Raw genomic sequence first — 16890 nt, forward strand, 5'->3', positions numbered from 1 at the left:
GAGCGTGATTGCCTGCACACCTTGCTTCTGCGAGGACACAGGCGATGTCCTCCTGGCAGATGCGTCGGTATGATCGGCGTAGCGGGAGGGCTCCGGGCTCGTCCTCCCACCACCGAGGGAGTCTTCCGAGATGACGCGTCGTGCGCGCCGGACCCGTGTGTCCCGCCGGATCGCCGGTTTCGGCGCCGTCGCCGCGCTGGCGCTGAGCGGCTGTTCCCCGTCGGACTCGGGATCACCCGGCGGAGCCGGCGGTGACGCGGTCACCGGGACGGTCACCGTGTTCGCGGCCAGTTCCCTGAAGGAGTCCTTCACGGAACTGGCCGGACGGTTCGAGAAGGAACACCCGGGGGCCGAGGTCGCCTTCAACTTCAGCGGCAGCGACTCCCTGGCGGCCGGCATCAACAACGGCGCCCCCGCCGACGTCTTCGCCGCGGCCAGCGCGAAGACGATGAAGCTCGTCACCGACGAGGGCCGCACGGCGGGCGGCCCGCGCACGTTCGTCCGCAACCGGCTGCAGATCGCCACCGCGCCGGGCAACCCGCACGGCATCCGGACACTGAAGGACCTGACCGCGCCCGGCCTGAAGGTCGTGCTGTGCGACCGGACGGTCCCCTGCGGCGCCGCCGCGCAGACCGCGCTCGCCGCGGGCGGCGCCGGACTCACCCCCGTCTCCTACGAGCAGGACGTCAAGAGCGCCCTCACGAAGGTCCAGCTGAAGGAGGCGGACGCCGCCCTCGTGTACGGCACGGATGTCCACGCGGCCGGTGACAAGGTGGAGGGCGTGCACTTCCCCGAATCCGCCGAGGCCGTCAACGACTACCCGATCGCCCGGCTCGAAGACGCTCCGAACCCGTCGGCGGCGAAGGCGTTCGTGGAGCTGGTCACCTCCGCGGAAGGCCGGAAGGTCCTCGTCCGGGCGGGATTCCTGGAACCGTGACCACCGGCAGGCAGGCGTCCCGGAAGGCGCACCCCCGCACGCCCGGCCGCGGCGTCCCCCTCGCCCTCCTCGTCCCCGCCCTGCTGGGCCTGGCGTTCCTCCTGGTGCCCCTGCTCGCTCTGCTCCTGCGGGCCCCCTGGCGCAGTCTGCCCGAGCAGCTGACCAGCCCCGCGGTGTGGGAGGCGCTGCGCCTGTCGCTGGTGTGCGCCACCACGGCGACCGCGCTGAGCCTGGTCGTCGGAGTACCCCTGGCGTGGCTGCTGGCCCGTGCGGACTTCCCCGGACGCGGCCTCGTCCGCGCCCTGGTGACGCTCCCGCTGGTCCTGCCCCCGGTGGTGGGCGGAGTGGCCCTGCTGCTGGCGCTCGGCCGCAACGGCGTCGTCGGCCAGTGGCTGGACGCGTGGTTCGGCATCACCCTGCCGTTCACCACGACGGGCGTCGTCCTCGCCGAGACGTTCGTGGCGATGCCGTTCCTCGTCATCAGCGTCGAGGGCACGCTGCGGGCCGCCGACCCGCGCTACGAGGAGGCGGCCACGACCCTGGGCGCCTCCCGCTTCACGGCGTTCCGCCGCGTCACCCTGCCCCTGATCGCCCCCGGCGTCGCCGCCGGCGCGGTACTGGCCTGGGCGCGGGCCCTCGGGGAGTTCGGCGCGACCATCACCTTCGCCGGGAACTTCCCCGGCCGCACCCAGACCATGCCGCTCGCGGTCTACCTCGCCCTGCAGAGCGACCCGGCCGCCGCGATCGCCCTCAGCCTGGTCCTGCTGGCGGTGTCCGTCGCCGTCCTGGCCGGGCTGCGGGACCGCTGGATGAGGGCCGTGTGAGGCGCGTGCCGGAGAAGCCCGAGAAGACGCCCGGTACCCCGTCCGGGCCCACCGCCGAAGGGCTCGACGCGCACCTCGTCGTGGACCGCGGTGCGTTCCGCCTGGACATCGCCCTGACCGCCGCCCCCGGTGACGTCGTCGCCCTGCTGGGGCCGAACGGCGCGGGCAAGACCACCGCCCTGCGCGCCCTGGCGGGGCTCACCCCCCTCACCGCCGGCCGGCTGCGGCTGGACGGCACGGACCTGCACCGGACACCGCCCGCATCGCGCCCGGTGGGCGTCGTCTTCCAGGACTATCTGCTCTTCCCGCACCTCACGGCCCTCGACAACGTCGCCTTCGGACCCCGCTGCCGGGGCGCCGGCAAGGCGGCGGCCCGGGCCCTGGCCGCCGAGTGGCTGGAGCGGATGGGACTCGCCGAGCACGCCGGCACCAGACCCCGGCACCTTTCCGGCGGCCAGGCCCAGCGGGTGGCCCTCGCGCGCGCCCTGGCCACCCACCCCCGGCTGCTGCTCCTGGACGAACCGCTCGCCGCCCTGGACGCCCGCACCCGGCTGGAGGTGCGGGCACAGCTGCGCCGTCATCTGGACGCGTTCGAGGCCGTCGCGGTCCTGGTCACGCACGACCCGCTGGACGCCATGGTGCTCGCCGACCGTCTGGTGGTCGTGGAGCACGGGCTCGTCGTGCAGGAGGGCACGCCCGCCGACATCGCCCGCCACCCGCGCACCGACTACATCGCCCGGCTCGTCGGCCTCAACCTGTACCGGGGGCGGGCCGAGGGCCATACCGTGCGGCTCGACGCCGGCCCCGCCGTCAGCACCACGGAGCACCTGAGCGGACCCGCGTTCGTGGCGTTCCCGCCCGGCGCGGTCACCCTGTACCGGGACCGGCCCACCGGGTCCAGCGCCCGCAACGTCTGGCAGTGCGCGGTCGCCGGCCTGGAGACCCACGGGGACCAGATCCGCGCCGAACTGGCCGGCGAGCTGCCCCTGGCCGCCGACCTCACCACGGTCGCCGCCGCCGAGCTCGACCTCCGTCCGGGCGCGCCGGTGTGGGCCGCGGTCAAGGCGGCGCAGACACACGCCTACCCGGCCTAGCCGCCCACGGCGCAGGGCCCCGCTCCGGTGCCGGAGCGGGGCCCTGCGTCCTGCGTCCTGCGTCAGTCCTCGTAGGCGTCCAGCGGCGGGCAGGAGCAGACGAGGTTCCGGTCGCCGTAGGCCTGGTCGATGCGGCGGACCGGCGGCCAGTACTTGTCGGCGGCGCTCACCCCGGCCGGGAAGACGGCCTCCTCGCGGTCGTAGGCGTGGTCCCACTTCCCGCCGAGGGCGGCGGCGGTGTGCGGGGCGTTGCGCAGCGGGTTGTCGTCCGCGGGCCACTCACCGGAGCCCACCTTCTCGATCTCGGCGCGGATCGCGATCATCGTCTCGCAGAACCGGTCGAGTTCGGCCAGGTCCTCGGACTCGGTGGGTTCGATCATCAGCGTGCCGGCCACCGGGAACGACATCGTCGGCGCGTGGAAGCCGTAGTCGATCAGGCGCTTGGCCACGTCGTCCACGGTCACGCCGGTCGCCTTGGTCAGCGGGCGCAGGTCGATGATGCACTCGTGCGCGACCAGCCCGCCGGGCCCGGTGTAGAGCACCGGGAAGTGCGGCTCGAGTCGCTTGGCGATGTAGTTGGCGCTGAGCACGGCCACCTGGGTGGCCCGCTTGAGGCCCTCACCGCCCATGAGGCGCACGTACGCCCAGGAGATGGGCAGGATGCCGGCCGAGCCCCACGGCGCCGCCGAGATGGGGCCCACCCCGGTCTGCGGGCCGGCCTCCGGCTGGAGCGGGTGGTTCGGCAGGTACGGCGCGAGGTGCGCCCGCACACCGACCGGTCCGACGCCGGGGCCACCGCCGCCGTGCGGGATGCAGAAGGTCTTGTGCAGGTTCAGGTGCGAGACGTCGCCGCCGAAGTGGCCCGGCTTGGCCAGACCCACCAGCGCGTTGAGGTTGGCACCGTCCACGTACACCTGACCGCCGGCCTCGTGCACCTCGGCGCAGATGTCGGCGACGTGCTCCTCGAACACGCCGTGCGTCGACGGGTACGTGATCATCAGTACCGCGAGCTGCTCGCGGTACTGCTCGATCTTGGCCCGCAGGTCCGCGACGTCGACCTCGCCGTCGTCGGAGGTCCTGACGACGACGACCTTCATGCCGGCCATCACGGCGCTGGCGGCGTTGGTGCCGTGCGCGGAGGACGGGATCAGGCAGACGGTGCGCTGTTCGTCGCCGTTGGCCCGGTGGTAGCCGCGCACCGCGAGCAGCCCGGCCAGTTCGCCCTGCGAGCCGGCGTTGGGCTGGAGGGACACCTTGTCGTAGCCGGTGACCTCGGCGAGACGCTCCTCCAGCTCACGGATGAGGGTGAGGTAGCCCTGGGCCTGCTCGGCCGGCACGAAGGGGTGCAGCTGTCCGAACTCGGGCCAGGTGACCGGCTCCATCTCGGTGGTCGCGTTGAGCTTCATGGTGCAGGAGCCCAGCGGGATCATGCCGCGGTCCAGCGCGTAGTCGCGGTCGGCGAGCCGGCGCAGGTAGCGCAGCATCGCGGTCTCGGAGCGGTGCTGCTGGAAGACGGGGTGGGTCAGGTACTCGTCGTCGCGCAGCAGGGCGTCCGGCAGCGTGTCCGGCGCCGCCGCGTCGAGGGCCTCGATGTCGCCCTCGACGCCGAAGGCGCTCCACACGGCGGCCAGCTGCGTGCGGGTGGTGGTCTCGTCGCACGCGATCGAGACGTGGTCGGCGTCGACGCGGTGGAGGTTGACGCCGTTGGCGCGGGCGGCGTCGACGATCTCGGCGGCCCGCCCGGGGACGCGCACGGTCAGCGTGTCGAAGTAAGAGCCGTGCACGATGTCGGCGCCGCCGGTGCGCAGGCCCTCGGCGAGGACGGTGGCGTACCGGTGGGTGCGCCGGGCGATGACCCGCAGGCCCTCGGGTCCGTGGTAGACGGCGTACATGCCGGCCATGACGGCGAGCAGCACCTGGGCGGTGCAGATGTTGCTGGTGGCCTTCTCGCGGCGGATGTGCTGCTCACGGGTCTGCAGGGCGAGGCGGTAGGCCTTGTGCCCGTCCGCGTCGACGGAGACGCCGACGAGCCGCCCGGGCAGGCTGCGCGCCATCTTGTCCTGCACGGCCATGTAGCCGGCGTGCGGACCGCCGAAGCCCATCGGCACGCCGAAGCGCTGGGTGGTGCCGACGGCGATGTCCGCGCCCAGCTCGCCCGGCGACTTCAGCAGGGTGAGGGCGAGCAGGTCGGCAGCGACGGTGACGAGCGCGCCGAGGCCGTGCGCCTGGTCGATGACCGGCTTGATGTCACGTACGGCACCGGAGGCGCCCGGGTACTGGATCAGTACGCCGTTGATCTCGCGCGCGGCGAGCTCGGCGGGGATGCCGTCGCTCAGGTCGGCGACGACGACCTCGACGCCGGTCGGCTCGGCGCGGGTCTGTATGACGGCGACGGTCTGCGGCAGGGCGTCCGCGTCGACCAGGAAGAGGCCCTTCTTGTTCTTGCCCAGGCGCCGCGACAGTGCCATCGCCTCGGCGGCGGCGGTGCCCTCGTCCAGCAGGGAGGCACCGGAGGTCGGCAGCCCGGTGAGCTCGGCGACCACGGTCTGGAAGTTCAGCAGCGCCTCGAGCCGGCCCTGGGAGATCTCCGGCTGGTACGGCGTGTAGGCCGTGTACCAGGCGGGGTTCTCCATCACGTTGCGCAGGATGACGGGCGGGGTGAAGGTGCCGTAGTAGCCGAGCCCGATCATGGAGCCCAGCACCTCGTTGCGGTCGGCCAGGGTGCGCAGCTCGGCCAGCACCTCGGCCTCGCTCCGTGCCCCCGGCAGGTCCAGCGCTTCGGCGTTCTTGATCACGTCCGGCACCGCGGCGGCGGTCAGCTCGTCGAGCGAGCCGTAGCCGACCTGGGCGAGCATCTTGGCTTGGGCCTCGTGGTCGGGGCCTATGTGGCGCTGCTCGAAGGGGATTCCCCGTTCGAGTTCGGAGAGCGGAGTGCGAGGGGCGGTCATTGAGGAGGCCTCCTGGTCCGACGACCTTCGAGGGGCACCACGGCGCAGGTGCCCGGACGGCCTCCCCCTCTGTCATCTCAACCTGAGAGCTTCACCGGAACGCCCGAGGGCGGTCCGGCTTTCACCGTCGGTGAGAGCGGAAGCCGTCGACACCCGCCCTGCTTTCCAGAGTGACCTCGTCCGTGCGGTACGTGTGCCTGAGAGATTCCGGGGAGGATTTGCTCCTTCGGCGCCTCCGGTGATGTCCGGAGGACTCTCCCGCACGGGGTCAGCAGCCGATTGCCAGCGTACCAGCGAGCACGGCGCCGGGGCTTCGAGTGGCCGCTCCGCCCGATGTGCCGTTTTGTGGTGCTTACGGATGAGTGTGCGACCAGTGGAGGGCCCGTGCAGACCGACATCGATCCGCGCCACCTGATCGGCCGCAAGGCGTTCGACCTCAACGGAACCCGCATAGGCACCATCGACGAGGTGTATCTCGACGACGCCACCGGCGTACCGGAGTGGGCGGCCATACGCACCGGCCTGTTCAGCAGGGACGCCTTCGTCCCCCTGGAGCCCAGCGAACTGATCGACGGGGCCCTCCACGTCCCGTTCGACCGGGCCCTGATCAAGGACGCGCCCGACTTCGGCGTGGGCCGTCACCTCTCCCCCGAGCAGGAACTGCAGCTCTACCACCACTACGGTCTGGACATCGCCGCGCCTCCTCCCGTGCGGGACCGCGACTTCGGCAAGCTGGCGGGCAGGGACAAGCAGCTCTGACCATCCGCGCTCACGGACTCCCCGCCGCCGTCCCTCCCCCGCTTGCCGCCCGCTCGTCCTCCCCCGGTCCTCGTGCCACCAGCGGCAGCGGGTCCGCCGGTTCCAGGGCCGGGTCGTCGGTGCGGAAGGTCTTCACCCGGCCCGGCGGGGAGTCGGGGGTCTCGAACCGCACGGTGACCCGGCCGAGACCGCTGCCCTGCACCCAGCCGTGCCCGTACGCCGCGTGCCGCACGTCGTGGCCGGCGGGCCAGATCCGCTCCGCGGGGGCCGGGCCGTCCGCGGCGGGCGCGGCCGCGGGCTCCTCCCGGGCGGATTCCTCCCCCGCCCCGCCGGCCGCCTGCGCGAACAGGTCCTCCTGGGTGTAGTCGGCCAGTCCGCTGACGCCCACCCCGAGCAGCCGCACCCCGCCCGTGGTGTCGACCGACTCCAGCAGCCGCCCCGCGGCCTCCCGCACCACCGCGGGATCGTCCGTGGGCCCGCGCAGCGTCTCGGACCGGGTGAGGGTGGAGAAGTCGTACCGCCGCACCTTGAGCACGATGGTCCGCCCCGACAGGCCCGCCCCGCGCAGTCTGCTCACACACCGGTCGGCGAGCCGGCGCACCTCCGTACCGACCCGCACCCGGTCGTGGATGTCCACGTCGTACGTGTCCTCCACGGACACGGACTTGGTCTCCCGCTCGGCCACCACCGGCCGTTCGTCCCGCGCCAGGGCCATGGCGAACAGCGCGTGCCCGTGCGCCTTGCCCAGCAGCCGCACGAGTTCGTCCTCCCCCGCTTCGGCGAGCTCGCCGACGGTGTGGATGCCGGCCCGGCGCAGGTGGTCGCCGGTGGCGGGGCCCACGCCGGGCAGGGTGCGGACGGACAGCGGTTCCAGCAGGGCGCGCTCGGTACCCGGCTCGATCACCACCAGCCCGTCCGGCTTGGCCTGCTCCGACGCGATCTTCGCGAGCATCTTGGAGGCGGCGAGCCCCACCGACCCGGTGAGCCCCGTGACCTCCCGGATGTCGGCGCGCAGCGCCGCCCCCGCCAGGCGGGCCGACCGCTCGTCCCATGCGGTGCCGCCGGCCTCCAGGTCCACGAAGGCCTCGTCCAGACTGAGCGGCTCCACCAGGGGCGACAGGGCACGAAGCAGCCTCATCACCTGATCGCTGATCGACCGGTAGAGAGCGAACCTGGGCACCAGATAGGCGGCGTTCGGCGCCAGGCGCCGGGCCTGCGCCATGGGCATCGCCGAGTGGACACCGAAGACCCGGGCCTCGTACGAGGCGGTGGCGACCACCCCGCGCGGGCCGAGTCCGCCCACGACGACGGCCTTCCCGCGCAGACTCGGCTTGGACGCCTGCTCCACCGAGGCGAAGAAGGCATCCATGTCGAGATGCAGGATCGTGGGCGCGGATCTCACCTGTCCGATGCTGCCCCACGCCACTGACAACGCCCTCCTCGGAGGGCCCGTGCGGCCCTCCACGGCGGGTTCGGAGAGCTTCCTCAGACGGCCTTGTTGCGGCGGCGCGCGAGCTCGTCCATCGGGTTGTGGCCGACCAGGGTCTCCCCGGTGTCGACGCGCTCCCCGTGCAGTTGCGACAGCGCGCTCTCGACGTCCCGCCACACCACGCCCACGGCGATGCCGAAGATTCCCTGGCCGCCCTGGAGGAGGGCGTGCACCTCGTCGGGCGAGGCGCACTCGTAGACGGTGGCACCGTCGCTCATCAGCGTCATGCGCTCGAGGTCACTGAAACCGCTCTCGCGCAGATGCTGAACGGCGCTGCGGATGTTCTGCAGCGACACTCCCGTGTCGAGGAAGCGCTTGACGATCTTCAGTACGACGACGTCCCGGAAGCTGTACAGCCGCTGCGTCCCCGAGCCGTGGGCCGGTCGCACGCTCGGCTCGACCAGTCCGGTACGGGCCCAGTAGTCGAGCTGCCGGTAGGTGATGCCCGCGGCGGCGCAGGCCGTGGGCCCCCGGTAACCGACCTCCTCGGACGCCGCCGCCGATTCCCCGCCGCCCGGCAGAGGCGTCGGCCGCTGCGGGACCGACGCGCTCGCCCCGCCGTGCCCCGGGTGGCCCGTGCTCGGGCGGAGCCGGGAGCTCTGGGGAGGGTACGGCCCTCTCGCCCCGAAACCGTGTTCGGGGGCACCCCCAGCCGTACCGTCGCCGCTGCTTCTCACGCCGACCTCCGTCCTTGACCTGCCTCCCCGACGGTAGGCAGTCACCAAGGGTGCGTCAACGATCGCCACACTCGGCACGCCGAGTGATAATCACCCTAAGAGTGGTTTCCCGTGCCCCACCGCGGGGAAAGGCTAGCCGAATGGCTGCCGCCCGGGCCCCGGGCCCGGTCGCCGCGGCGGCTCCCGCCGCTCACTGGTTGCTGGTGCCGAAGTCCTCCGGCGAGATCTGGTCGAGGAACTCGCGGAACTTCTCCACCTCGTCCTCCTGCTCGTCCGGGATGGCGATCCCCGCGTCGTCGAGCACCGTGTCACTGCCGAAGATCGGCGTACCCGTGCGCAGCGCCAGCGCTATGGCGTCGGACGGGCGGGCACTGACCTCGACCCCGCTGGCGAAGACCAGCTCCGCGTAGAACACACCTTCGCGCAGGTCGGTGATGCGTACCTCGCTGAGCTCCTGCCCGACGGCTTCCAGCACGTCCTTGAACAGGTCGTGGGTCAGCGGACGTGCCGGTGCCATGCCCTGCTGGGCGAAGGCGATGGCCGTCGCCTCCCCCGGTCCGATCCAGATGGGGAGGTAGCGGTCGCCGCCCACTTCACGCAACAGCACGATCGGTTGGTTGGAGGGCATCTCGACCCGGACACCTACGACATCGAGCTCGTTCACACAGCAACCCTAGGCCGTGCCCGGGACGTTTGGGTAGTCGGGCAGGGATCAGGTGGCCGATCCGGGTTCCCGGACCCGCGCGATCAGGGCAGCCGCACCCCGAGCGCCGACTGCACCAGCGCCGCGTGCAGCTTCACCGCGAGCCCGGCCAGCTCCTTGGTGCGGGCCTCGGCGTGCGCCCTGGTCTGCGGGTTGCGGTGGCGCCGCAAGGGGGCGACGACCTGGTCCACCAGGCCGGCCTCCCGGTCGGCGGCGGCCTTCATCACCCGGAGGTGACGTGGCTCGATCCCGAACCGCCCCAGCTCGGCGATGAGCCCGGCGACGGTGACCGCCTCGGCGTCGTACACCCCGTCCTCCACGGGGACGAGCAGTCCGTAGGACTCCCACTCGGCCAGGTCGGCCTCCCCCACACCGGCGGCGGCGAGCAACTGGCGGCGCCCGATGCGGGCCGGCGCGGGCCCGTCGGCGGCCTGCTCGGGAGCGGCCTCACCGTCACCCGGGCGGCTCAGAGCGGGCAGGTGCACGGCTTCGCCGCGCTCCAGGGCCGCGAGGTGCTCCCGGATCACCCTGAGCGGCAGATAGTGGTCCCGCTGCATCCGCAGCACATGGCCGAGGCGCTCGACGTCCCCGGTGCTGAACTTGCGGTACCCCGAGGCCGTCCGCTGCGGCTCGATCAGCCCTTCCGACTCCAGGAAGCGGATCTTGGAGATGGTGACCTCGGGGAACTCCTCGCGCAGCACGGCCAGCACCGCCCCGATGCTCATCAGCCCGGTGCCCGCGGCGGCGGCGCCGTGACCGGCACCGCCGCTCGGTGTCTGAAGCATGGACCTTCCCTGGGGTCCCCCGGCCGCGACCGGGGCCGTCAATAGCCCCGCTGGTTCGCGTAGAAGACCAGCCGGTACTTGCCGATCTGCACCTCGTCGCCGTTGGACACGGCGACCTGGTCGATCCGCTCACGGTTGACGTAGGTGCCGTTCAGGCTGCCGACGTCGGCCACCGTGAACGAACCGTCGGGGCTGCGGCGGAACTCCACGTGCCGGCGGGAGACCGTCACGTCGTCCAGGAAGATGTCGCTCTGCGGGTGACGCCCGGCCGTGGTCAGGTCGCCGTCCAGCAGGAAGCGACTGCCCGAGTTCGGCCCGCGGCGGACGACCAGGAGCGCGGACCCCATCGGCAGCGCGTCGACGGCCGCCTGCGCCTCCGGGGAGAGCGTGGGCATCTGCGTCTGGCCGGTTGCCTCGGCGTCGTAGGCCTCGAGACCGGAGATCGAGATCGTGGACGTCGTCTCCGAGGGGCGCTCCGGTGCGACGCCGGGCCTCAGCGGCGCGCCGCAGTTCGAGCAGAAGCGGCTGTTCTCCGCGTTGCGGTTGCCGCACCTCGTACACACCAGGGCCGACATGGACGGATCCTCCTGCCGCGGCTGCCCACCTGGGGCCGGGGACGCGTACGGGTCCGAGTACCCACCACCCGCACCTGACGTCGACGGCTGTCCAAAACCTATGCCGCCCGACTGGGCGGGGTCAACGGACGGCGCGCCCTGACCCACCTGGTCCCGGAACAGCGGACGCTGACCTTCCGCGTCAGGCTGTGCGCGGTGACGAGCAGTCGCGTTGCCGCTGTCCTCTCGCCGCGCGCTCTTGCCGAACAACTTCGCAAACAACTTCACGGGCGATTCCCCTTGACCGAAACAGACCCGCCCGTGGGGCAGGACGAACCCTGACTGAACACATTGACCGACCCGGACATCTTCACAACGTCCGCCTCCGCCAGACAGTTTCCACCACGCACCACCCATTCGGTGCGCCGACCCCCCGCAACCTCATGCCCTCGCCGGAAGCCCCCCATGCACCCCCGGTTCACCGGGAGGACGACCGAGCGTAGTCAGGCCGCTCCGCCGCCCGCAAGGCATCCACAACGATCTTGGTGGACCGCTCCACGGTAACGGTGGCCTGTTCCTTCTCGAGAGTCTGCACCACGCCTCCGGGGATGTTGAGCGCCGGCTCGAGGTCCTGCGCCTTGCCGATGACCTTGAAACGATAGGGCGCGGTGATCTTGTTCCCGTCCACGGCGACACCGTTGCCGGAATCCGTCAGATAGGTGCTCGCGACCACGCGCACACCGTTCACCTGGATCGCCTCGGCACCGGCCGCGCGCAGCTCCTGGACGGCGTCGAGCAGCATGTCCGCCTCGACCATGCCCTTGGTGTCCTCGATGGTCATGGTGATCCCGGGTCCCTGCGCGGCGACGGTGCCGGCCAGGACGCCGAGCTGCCTCTCCTTCTCGATGGTCTGCCTGCGGGCCTCCTCGGCCTGGTCGGAGCTGTTCTCCAGCTCGTCGCGCTGCTTCTCGAGGCCCTGCTTCTCGTCTTCTAGACGTTCCGTGCGGTTGTCGAGTTCATCGAGGATGCGGACGAGATCCTCCTGGCGTGCCCCGCGCAGCGCGCTGTCGCTGTCGCTGTTGGAGGCCACCTGGACGGCCAGGCCGAAGCCGAGCCCGAACAGCAGCAGGGCGACGATGAGCTGGGCCCGCGTGAGACGCGGCGGCCACAGCCCCTGCAGCAGCCGCTGCCGTCCGGTCGGCCCGGACCGGTCCGGTTCCCGCTGGGGGTTCTCCTGGGCGGGCGCGGGCGTGCTCGCGGGCACCTCGGCGGGCAGTTCCCTGCGCAGGCCGGTCGCGGGCGGGGCCTCGGGGGCGGTCCTGGGCGGCGACACCGCCGGGCGCGTGGTCCTGTCCTGCTCGTGTTCGTTCATCGGCGTCACGCCCGGAAGACGTGCCGGCGGATCGCCGCGGCGTTGGAGAAGATGCGGATGCCGAGGACGACCACGACGCCGGTGGACAGCTGGGCTCCGACGCCGAGCTTGTCGCCGAGGAACACGATCAGCGCGGCGACGACGACGTTCGACAGGAACGAGACCACGAAGACCTTGTCGTCGAAGATGCCGTCGAGCATGGCCCGCAGCCCTCCGAACACGGCGTCGAGCGCCGCGACGACGGCGATCGGCAGGTAAGGCTCGACAACCGCCGGGACCTCGGGCCGGACCAACAGTCCGGCCACGACTCCCACGACGAGGCCCAGTACGGCGATCACGATGTGCCCTTCTCGGTTATCGGCTGTGCGGTACGTACGGTGACGCTCGGCGCGGCGGGCAGCCGGACGTCGTCCTCCACGGAGATGGCCGTCCGGATGCCGTAGTTCTCCTGCAAGGCGTGCAGGTACAGCCCGTCCGCGCTGTTCTGGAACCGGTCGCTCATCGGCCCGCCGTCCCCCACCGCGAGCACCGTGTACGGCGGCACCAGCGGTTTGTTGTCGACCAGTATCGCGTCTCCGGCGGCCCTGATCGCCGACAGGGCGGTGAGCCGCTGTCCGTTGACGGAGACCGCTTCGGCTCCCGACTCCCACAGACCGTTGACGACGCGCTGCATGTCGCGGTCGCGGACCCGGCCGGTGTCGGAGAACCCGGAGGCCGACCGGGCGTCGCCGTCACCGCCGGCGCCGGCGTCCTTGGCGTCGTCCACCACGAGCCGTACGCCGGGGCCGTGCACCGCGCTCGCGCCGGACAGGATGCCGACCAGCGTGGACCGGTCCCCGCCGCCGCTGTCCCGGAGGGCCTCGCGCTGGCGGGCGCTCACGTCGGCGCGCAGTTCGTCGACGCTGTCCTCGAGTCTGTCGGCGGCTTCGGTCTCCCGGTCGATCCGGTCGATCAGCTCCTCGCGTTCCTTGGCGACGACGGGAGCCTCCACCCGGGCCTGTGCGGCCCCGACGGTCACGATGAGCGCGGCGAGCACCAGGCCGCCGGCGAGTCCGAGTTTCGCCCTGAGGGTCTTCGGCATGCCGCCGTCACCGTGGGACTGCTTGCGCGCGGCGGCCTCGGCGTATCCGTCGTCGAGGCTGTGGTCCATGACGTTGGTGAGCAACGACATGGAGGCGTCCGGGCGCGCGGGCCGCGCGGGGGTGCTCCGAACGGGGGGTTGCTGCGGCATGCCGCACATCGTCGCACGCCGCGACCCTGCCTCCGAAACGGCCCCACCGGCGGGCCGGACGGGCCCCGTCGGGGGCAGGTGTCCGGCACGCCGGCGGGGGCGTCGAGGCTGGTGTCGGAGGCTACCGGCTCACCTGCCCGCGCTGTCGACGACCGCGGCCCACTCGTCGAGCAGGGCCTGCGCGGAGGCGTCGTCGGGGCCTTCGGCCCACAGGTGGGTGACCGCCTCGGCGGGGTCGGGCAGCACCATCACCCAGCGGCCGTCGGTCTCCACCACGCGCACGCCGTCGGTGGTGTCCACGAAGCGGTCTCCGGCCGCTTCGACGACGCGGCGCATCACCAGGCCCTTGACCGCCCACGGGGTGGCCAGGTCGCGCTTCAGCACGTGCGCCCGCGGGATGCGCGCGTCGATCTGGCTGAGCGTGAGCTGGGTGCGGGCGACGAGCCCGATGAGCCGTACGAAGGCCGCGGTGCCGTCGTAGACGCTGCTGAACTCGGGGACGATGAAGCCGCCCTTGCCGTCGCCGCCGAAGATCGTGCCCTCTTCACCGCCCACGCGGGTCAGGTCGTCGGGCGAGGTGGTCGTCCACTCGACCTGCGTTCCGTGGTAGGCCGCCACCTGTTCGGCGATCCTGGTGGTGGTCACCGGCAGGGCCACGCGTCCGCTGCGCCGCTCGGAGGCGATGAGGTCGAGCATCACGAGCAGCGCCCGGTCGTCCTCGATGATCCGCCCCTTCTCGTCGACCAGGGACAGCCGCTCGCCGACGGGGTCGAACCGCACACCGAAGGCGGCCCGGGAGGACGCGACGATCTCGCCGAGCCGGACCAGTCCGGCCCGCCGTACGTCCGCCGTCTCGGTCGGCCTGGACTCGTCGAGACCGGGGTTGATGGTCAGCGAGTCGACGCCGAGCTTGCCGAGCAGGCTCGGCAGGACCAGGCCGGCGCTGCCGTTGGACGCGTCGACGACCACCTTGAGTCCGGATTCGGCGATCCCGGTGATGTCGACGTTGCGCAGCAGGGACCCGGTGTACGAGTCGAAGACGCTCGCCGGGAAGTGCAGGTCTCCGATCTCGCCGGGGAAGGCTCGCCGGTATTCCTGCCGTGCGAAGACGCGGTCCAGCTTGCGCTGGCTGCCCTGGGAGAGGTCGGCCCCCTGCCCGTCGAAGAACATGATGTCGACGGAGTCGGGCACCCCGGGCGTGGTCCGGATCATGATGCCGCCCGCGCTGCCCCGCGCGGTCTGCTGCCGCGCGACGGGCAGGGGTACGTTCTCCAGGTCCCGCACGTCGATGGCGCTGGCCTGCAGCGCGGAGATGACCGCCCGCTTGAGGGCTCGAGCACCGCGGGAGTGGTCGCGGGCCGTGGTGACGGTGGAGCCCTTCTTGAGCGTCGTCGCGTACGCGCCGGCCAGCCGCACCGCGAGTTCCGGGGTGATCTCCACGTTGAGGATGCCGGAGACGCCCCGGGCTCCGAAGAGGTGCGCCTGTCCCCTGGATTCCCAGATGACGGAGGTGTTGACGAAGGCGCCGGCCTCGATGGTCTTGAACGGGTAGACGCGCACGTTGCCCTGGACGATCGATTCCTCGCCGACCAGGCATTCGTCGCCGATGACGGCGCCGTCCTCGATCCGGGCGGCTCGCATGATGTCGGTGTTCTTGCCGACGACGCAGCCGCGCAGGTTGCTGTGCGGTCCGACGTACACGTTGTCGTGCACGACGGCCTTGTGCAGGAAGGCACCGCTCTTGACCACGACGTTGGATCCGACGACGGTGTGTTCGCGGATCTCCGCGCCGGCCTCGACCTTGGCGTAGTCGCCGATGTAGAGCGGGCCGCGCAGGACGGCGTCGGGGTGCACCTCGGCGCCTTCGGCGACCCATACGCCCGGGGAGAGCTCGAAGCCGTCGATGTCGACGTCGACCTTGCCTTCGAGGACGTCGGCCTGGGCCTTGACGTAGCTCTCGTGCGTGCCGACGTCTTCCCAGTAGCCCTCGGCGACGTAGCCGTAGACGGGCTTGCCTTCCTTCATCAGCTGGGGGAAGACGTCGCCGGACCAGTCGACGGGCACGTCGGGGTCGACGTAGTCGAAGACCTCGGGCTCCATCACGTAGATGCCGGTGTTCACCGTGTCGGAGAAGACCTGCCCCCAGGTCGGCTTCTCCAGGAAGCGCTCGACCTTGCCTTCCTCGTCCACGATGGTGATGCCGAATTCCAGCGGATTGGGCACACGGGTCAGGCAGACCGTGACGAGGGCGCCCTTTTCCTTGTGGAAATTGATCAGCTCGGTGAGGTCGAAGTCGGTGAGGGCGTCGCCGGAGATGACGAGGAAGGCGTCGTCCTTCAGCGCCTCCTCCGCGTTCTTGACGCTCCCCGCGGTGCCGAGGGGCTTCTCCTCATTGGCATAGGTGAGTTCCATTCCGAGCTCTTCGCCGTCACCGAAATAGTTTTTGACGAGCGACGCAAGGAACTGGACTGTCACAACGGTTTCGTTGAGCCCATGCCTTTTGAGCAGCCTCAGCACATGCTCCATGATCGGCCGGTTGGCCACCGGCAGGAGCGGCTTGGGCATGCTTGAGGTCATGGGGCGAAGGCGGGTGCCTTCGCCTCCGGCCATCACGACGGCCTTCATGTCGGAAGCGTCCTCCTCGAAGAGACGACGGTCTGACCGACTTCACCCAGCTGGAGGGGCCGGCACTTTCACGGTGCGGGTCGTCGCGCCACGTTGCGCGTACTGATCAGCGGGTTCAATCGGCCACAGTGTCCGCACGAACCAGACGGCGGACTTGGACCACGTAAAGCACTCCTGCCCACCAATACAGGGTTGTACCCCATCCGGCGAACGCCCAGCCGAAAATTGCAGCGAGTGACGAGATCCAGCCAGTTCCGTCACTGAGCAGGAGCAGTGGGAACGCATACATCAGGTTGAAGGTGGCGGCCTTGCCCAGGAAGTTGACCTGGGGCGGCGGATAGCCGTGTCGCCTGAGGATCCCCACCATCACCAGGAGGACCAGCTCGCGGGCCAGCAGCACGGCGGTGAGCCAGAGCGGCAGGATGTCGCGCCAGGTGAGGCCGACGAGCGTGGAGAGGATGTAGAGCCGGTCGGCGGCCGGGTCGAGCAGCCGGCCGAGGCTGCTGACCTGGTTCCATCGCCGGGCGAGCTTGCCGTCCAGGTAGTCGCTGACGCCGCTGAAGGCCAGTACCAGGAGCGCCCATCCATCGCTCTTCGGACCGCCGAACTCGGGCCTGAGGATCAGCCACAGGAACAGGGGTACGCCAACGAGCCGCGCCATGCTGAGCATGTTCGGGATGGTGAGGACGCGGTCTGTCTGCACCCGCGTCTCCTGGACCTCCACCCGGGATCCTCCTGTGGGAAATGGTGTCGACGATGCTCCCCGACCTTACCTCAACGCAAAAAAGCTCTGGCCCTCGGGCTGTATGCCCAAGAGCCAGAGCTCAAAGAATTGTTCGGCGGCGTCCTACTCTCCCACAGGGTCCCCCCTGCAGTACCATCGGCGCTGTAA

General features: G+C 71.2%; 15 protein-coding genes and 1 riboswitch. Of the genes, 4 read left to right on the forward strand and 11 right to left on the reverse strand.

Annotated features, from left to right (window positions below):
- Positions 1-130 precede the first annotated feature (130 nt).
- Genes modA through IE118_RS18750 form a run of 3 tightly spaced genes read left to right on the forward strand, consistent with a single transcriptional unit; the run spans position 131 to position 2855 of the window.
- The gene (gene modA, locus IE118_RS18740; RefSeq protein WP_189559092.1) at positions 131-937 is read left to right on the forward strand and encodes a molybdate ABC transporter substrate-binding protein; all 807 of its coding nucleotides are present in this window, start codon (positions 131-133) and stop codon (positions 935-937) included.
- Complete coding sequence (gene modB, locus IE118_RS18745; protein ID WP_189559093.1) at positions 934-1761, forward strand: molybdate ABC transporter permease subunit; 828 nt, start codon at positions 934-936, stop codon at positions 1759-1761. Before modA ends, modB begins: the two co-directional genes overlap by 4 nt.
- A gap of 5 nt (positions 1762-1766) precedes the next feature.
- The gene (locus tag IE118_RS18750) at positions 1767-2855 is read left to right on the forward strand and encodes an ABC transporter ATP-binding protein (protein WP_189559122.1); all 1089 of its coding nucleotides are present in this window, start codon (positions 1767-1769) and stop codon (positions 2853-2855) included.
- 62 nt (positions 2856-2917) lie between these two features.
- Here the strand turns inward: IE118_RS18750 and gcvP are convergent, their stop codons facing one another.
- Positions 2918-5803, reverse strand: a complete 2886-nt coding sequence (gcvP, locus tag IE118_RS18755; protein WP_189559094.1) for an aminomethyl-transferring glycine dehydrogenase — start codon at positions 5801-5803, stop codon at positions 2918-2920.
- 175 nt (positions 5804-5978) lie between these two features.
- Positions 5979-6074: riboswitch (glycine riboswitch) on the reverse strand.
- A 113-nt stretch (positions 6075-6187) separates the two neighbouring features.
- Here gcvP and IE118_RS18760 point away from each other — a divergent pair.
- A complete protein-coding gene (locus IE118_RS18760) occupies positions 6188-6562 on the forward strand; it encodes a PRC-barrel domain-containing protein (protein WP_189559095.1) in 375 nt (124 codons plus the stop codon).
- A 10-nt stretch (positions 6563-6572) separates the two neighbouring features.
- Here the strand turns inward: IE118_RS18760 and IE118_RS18765 are convergent, their stop codons facing one another.
- From IE118_RS18765 to clsA, 10 genes are all read right to left on the reverse strand, one after another.
- Complete coding sequence (locus IE118_RS18765; protein ID WP_189559096.1) at positions 6573-7964, reverse strand: DNA polymerase IV; 1392 nt, start codon at positions 7962-7964, stop codon at positions 6573-6575.
- A gap of 83 nt (positions 7965-8047) precedes the next feature.
- Positions 8048-8728: a MerR family transcriptional regulator gene (locus tag IE118_RS18770; RefSeq protein WP_189559097.1), complete on the reverse strand. Its 681-nt coding sequence runs from the start codon at positions 8726-8728 to the stop codon at positions 8048-8050.
- Positions 8729-8918: 190 nt separating this feature from the next.
- Complete coding sequence (locus IE118_RS18775) at positions 8919-9392, reverse strand: bifunctional nuclease family protein (protein WP_189559098.1); 474 nt, start codon at positions 9390-9392, stop codon at positions 8919-8921.
- A gap of 83 nt (positions 9393-9475) precedes the next feature.
- On the reverse strand, positions 9476-10216 hold the full coding sequence (ftsR, locus tag IE118_RS18780; RefSeq protein ID WP_189559099.1) for a transcriptional regulator FtsR: 741 nt from the start codon (positions 10214-10216) through the stop codon (positions 9476-9478).
- Positions 10217-10254: 38 nt separating this feature from the next.
- The gene (locus IE118_RS18785; protein WP_189559100.1) at positions 10255-11187 is read right to left on the reverse strand and encodes an FHA domain-containing protein; all 933 of its coding nucleotides are present in this window, start codon (positions 11185-11187) and stop codon (positions 10255-10257) included.
- Positions 11188-11248: 61 nt separating this feature from the next.
- Positions 11249-12142, reverse strand: coding sequence for a DUF881 domain-containing protein (locus IE118_RS18790; RefSeq protein WP_189559101.1), 894 nt, complete (start codon positions 12140-12142; stop codon positions 11249-11251).
- A gap of 5 nt (positions 12143-12147) precedes the next feature.
- On the reverse strand, positions 12148-12480 hold the full coding sequence (locus tag IE118_RS18795; RefSeq protein ID WP_003988855.1) for a small basic family protein: 333 nt from the start codon (positions 12478-12480) through the stop codon (positions 12148-12150).
- Positions 12477-13373 (reverse strand): DUF881 domain-containing protein, encoded by an 897-nt coding sequence (locus tag IE118_RS18800; RefSeq protein WP_229846850.1) that lies wholly within the window; start codon positions 13371-13373, stop codon positions 12477-12479. The genes IE118_RS18795 and IE118_RS18800 overlap by 4 nt, the downstream gene beginning before the upstream one ends.
- A 129-nt stretch (positions 13374-13502) precedes the next feature.
- Positions 13503-15998, reverse strand: coding sequence for a mannose-1-phosphate guanyltransferase (locus tag IE118_RS18805; protein ID WP_189559102.1), 2496 nt, complete (start codon positions 15996-15998; stop codon positions 13503-13505).
- A 115-nt stretch (positions 15999-16113) separates the two neighbouring features.
- Entirely contained in the window at positions 16114-16722 is a 609-nt protein-coding gene (gene clsA / locus IE118_RS18810) for a cardiolipin synthase ClsA (protein WP_189559103.1), read from the reverse strand.
- Positions 16723-16890 lie beyond the last annotated feature (168 nt).

Source organism: Streptomyces pilosus (genome assembly GCF_014649835.1).
Classification (GTDB): Bacteria; Actinomycetota; Actinomycetes; order Streptomycetales; family Streptomycetaceae; genus Streptomyces; species Streptomyces pilosus.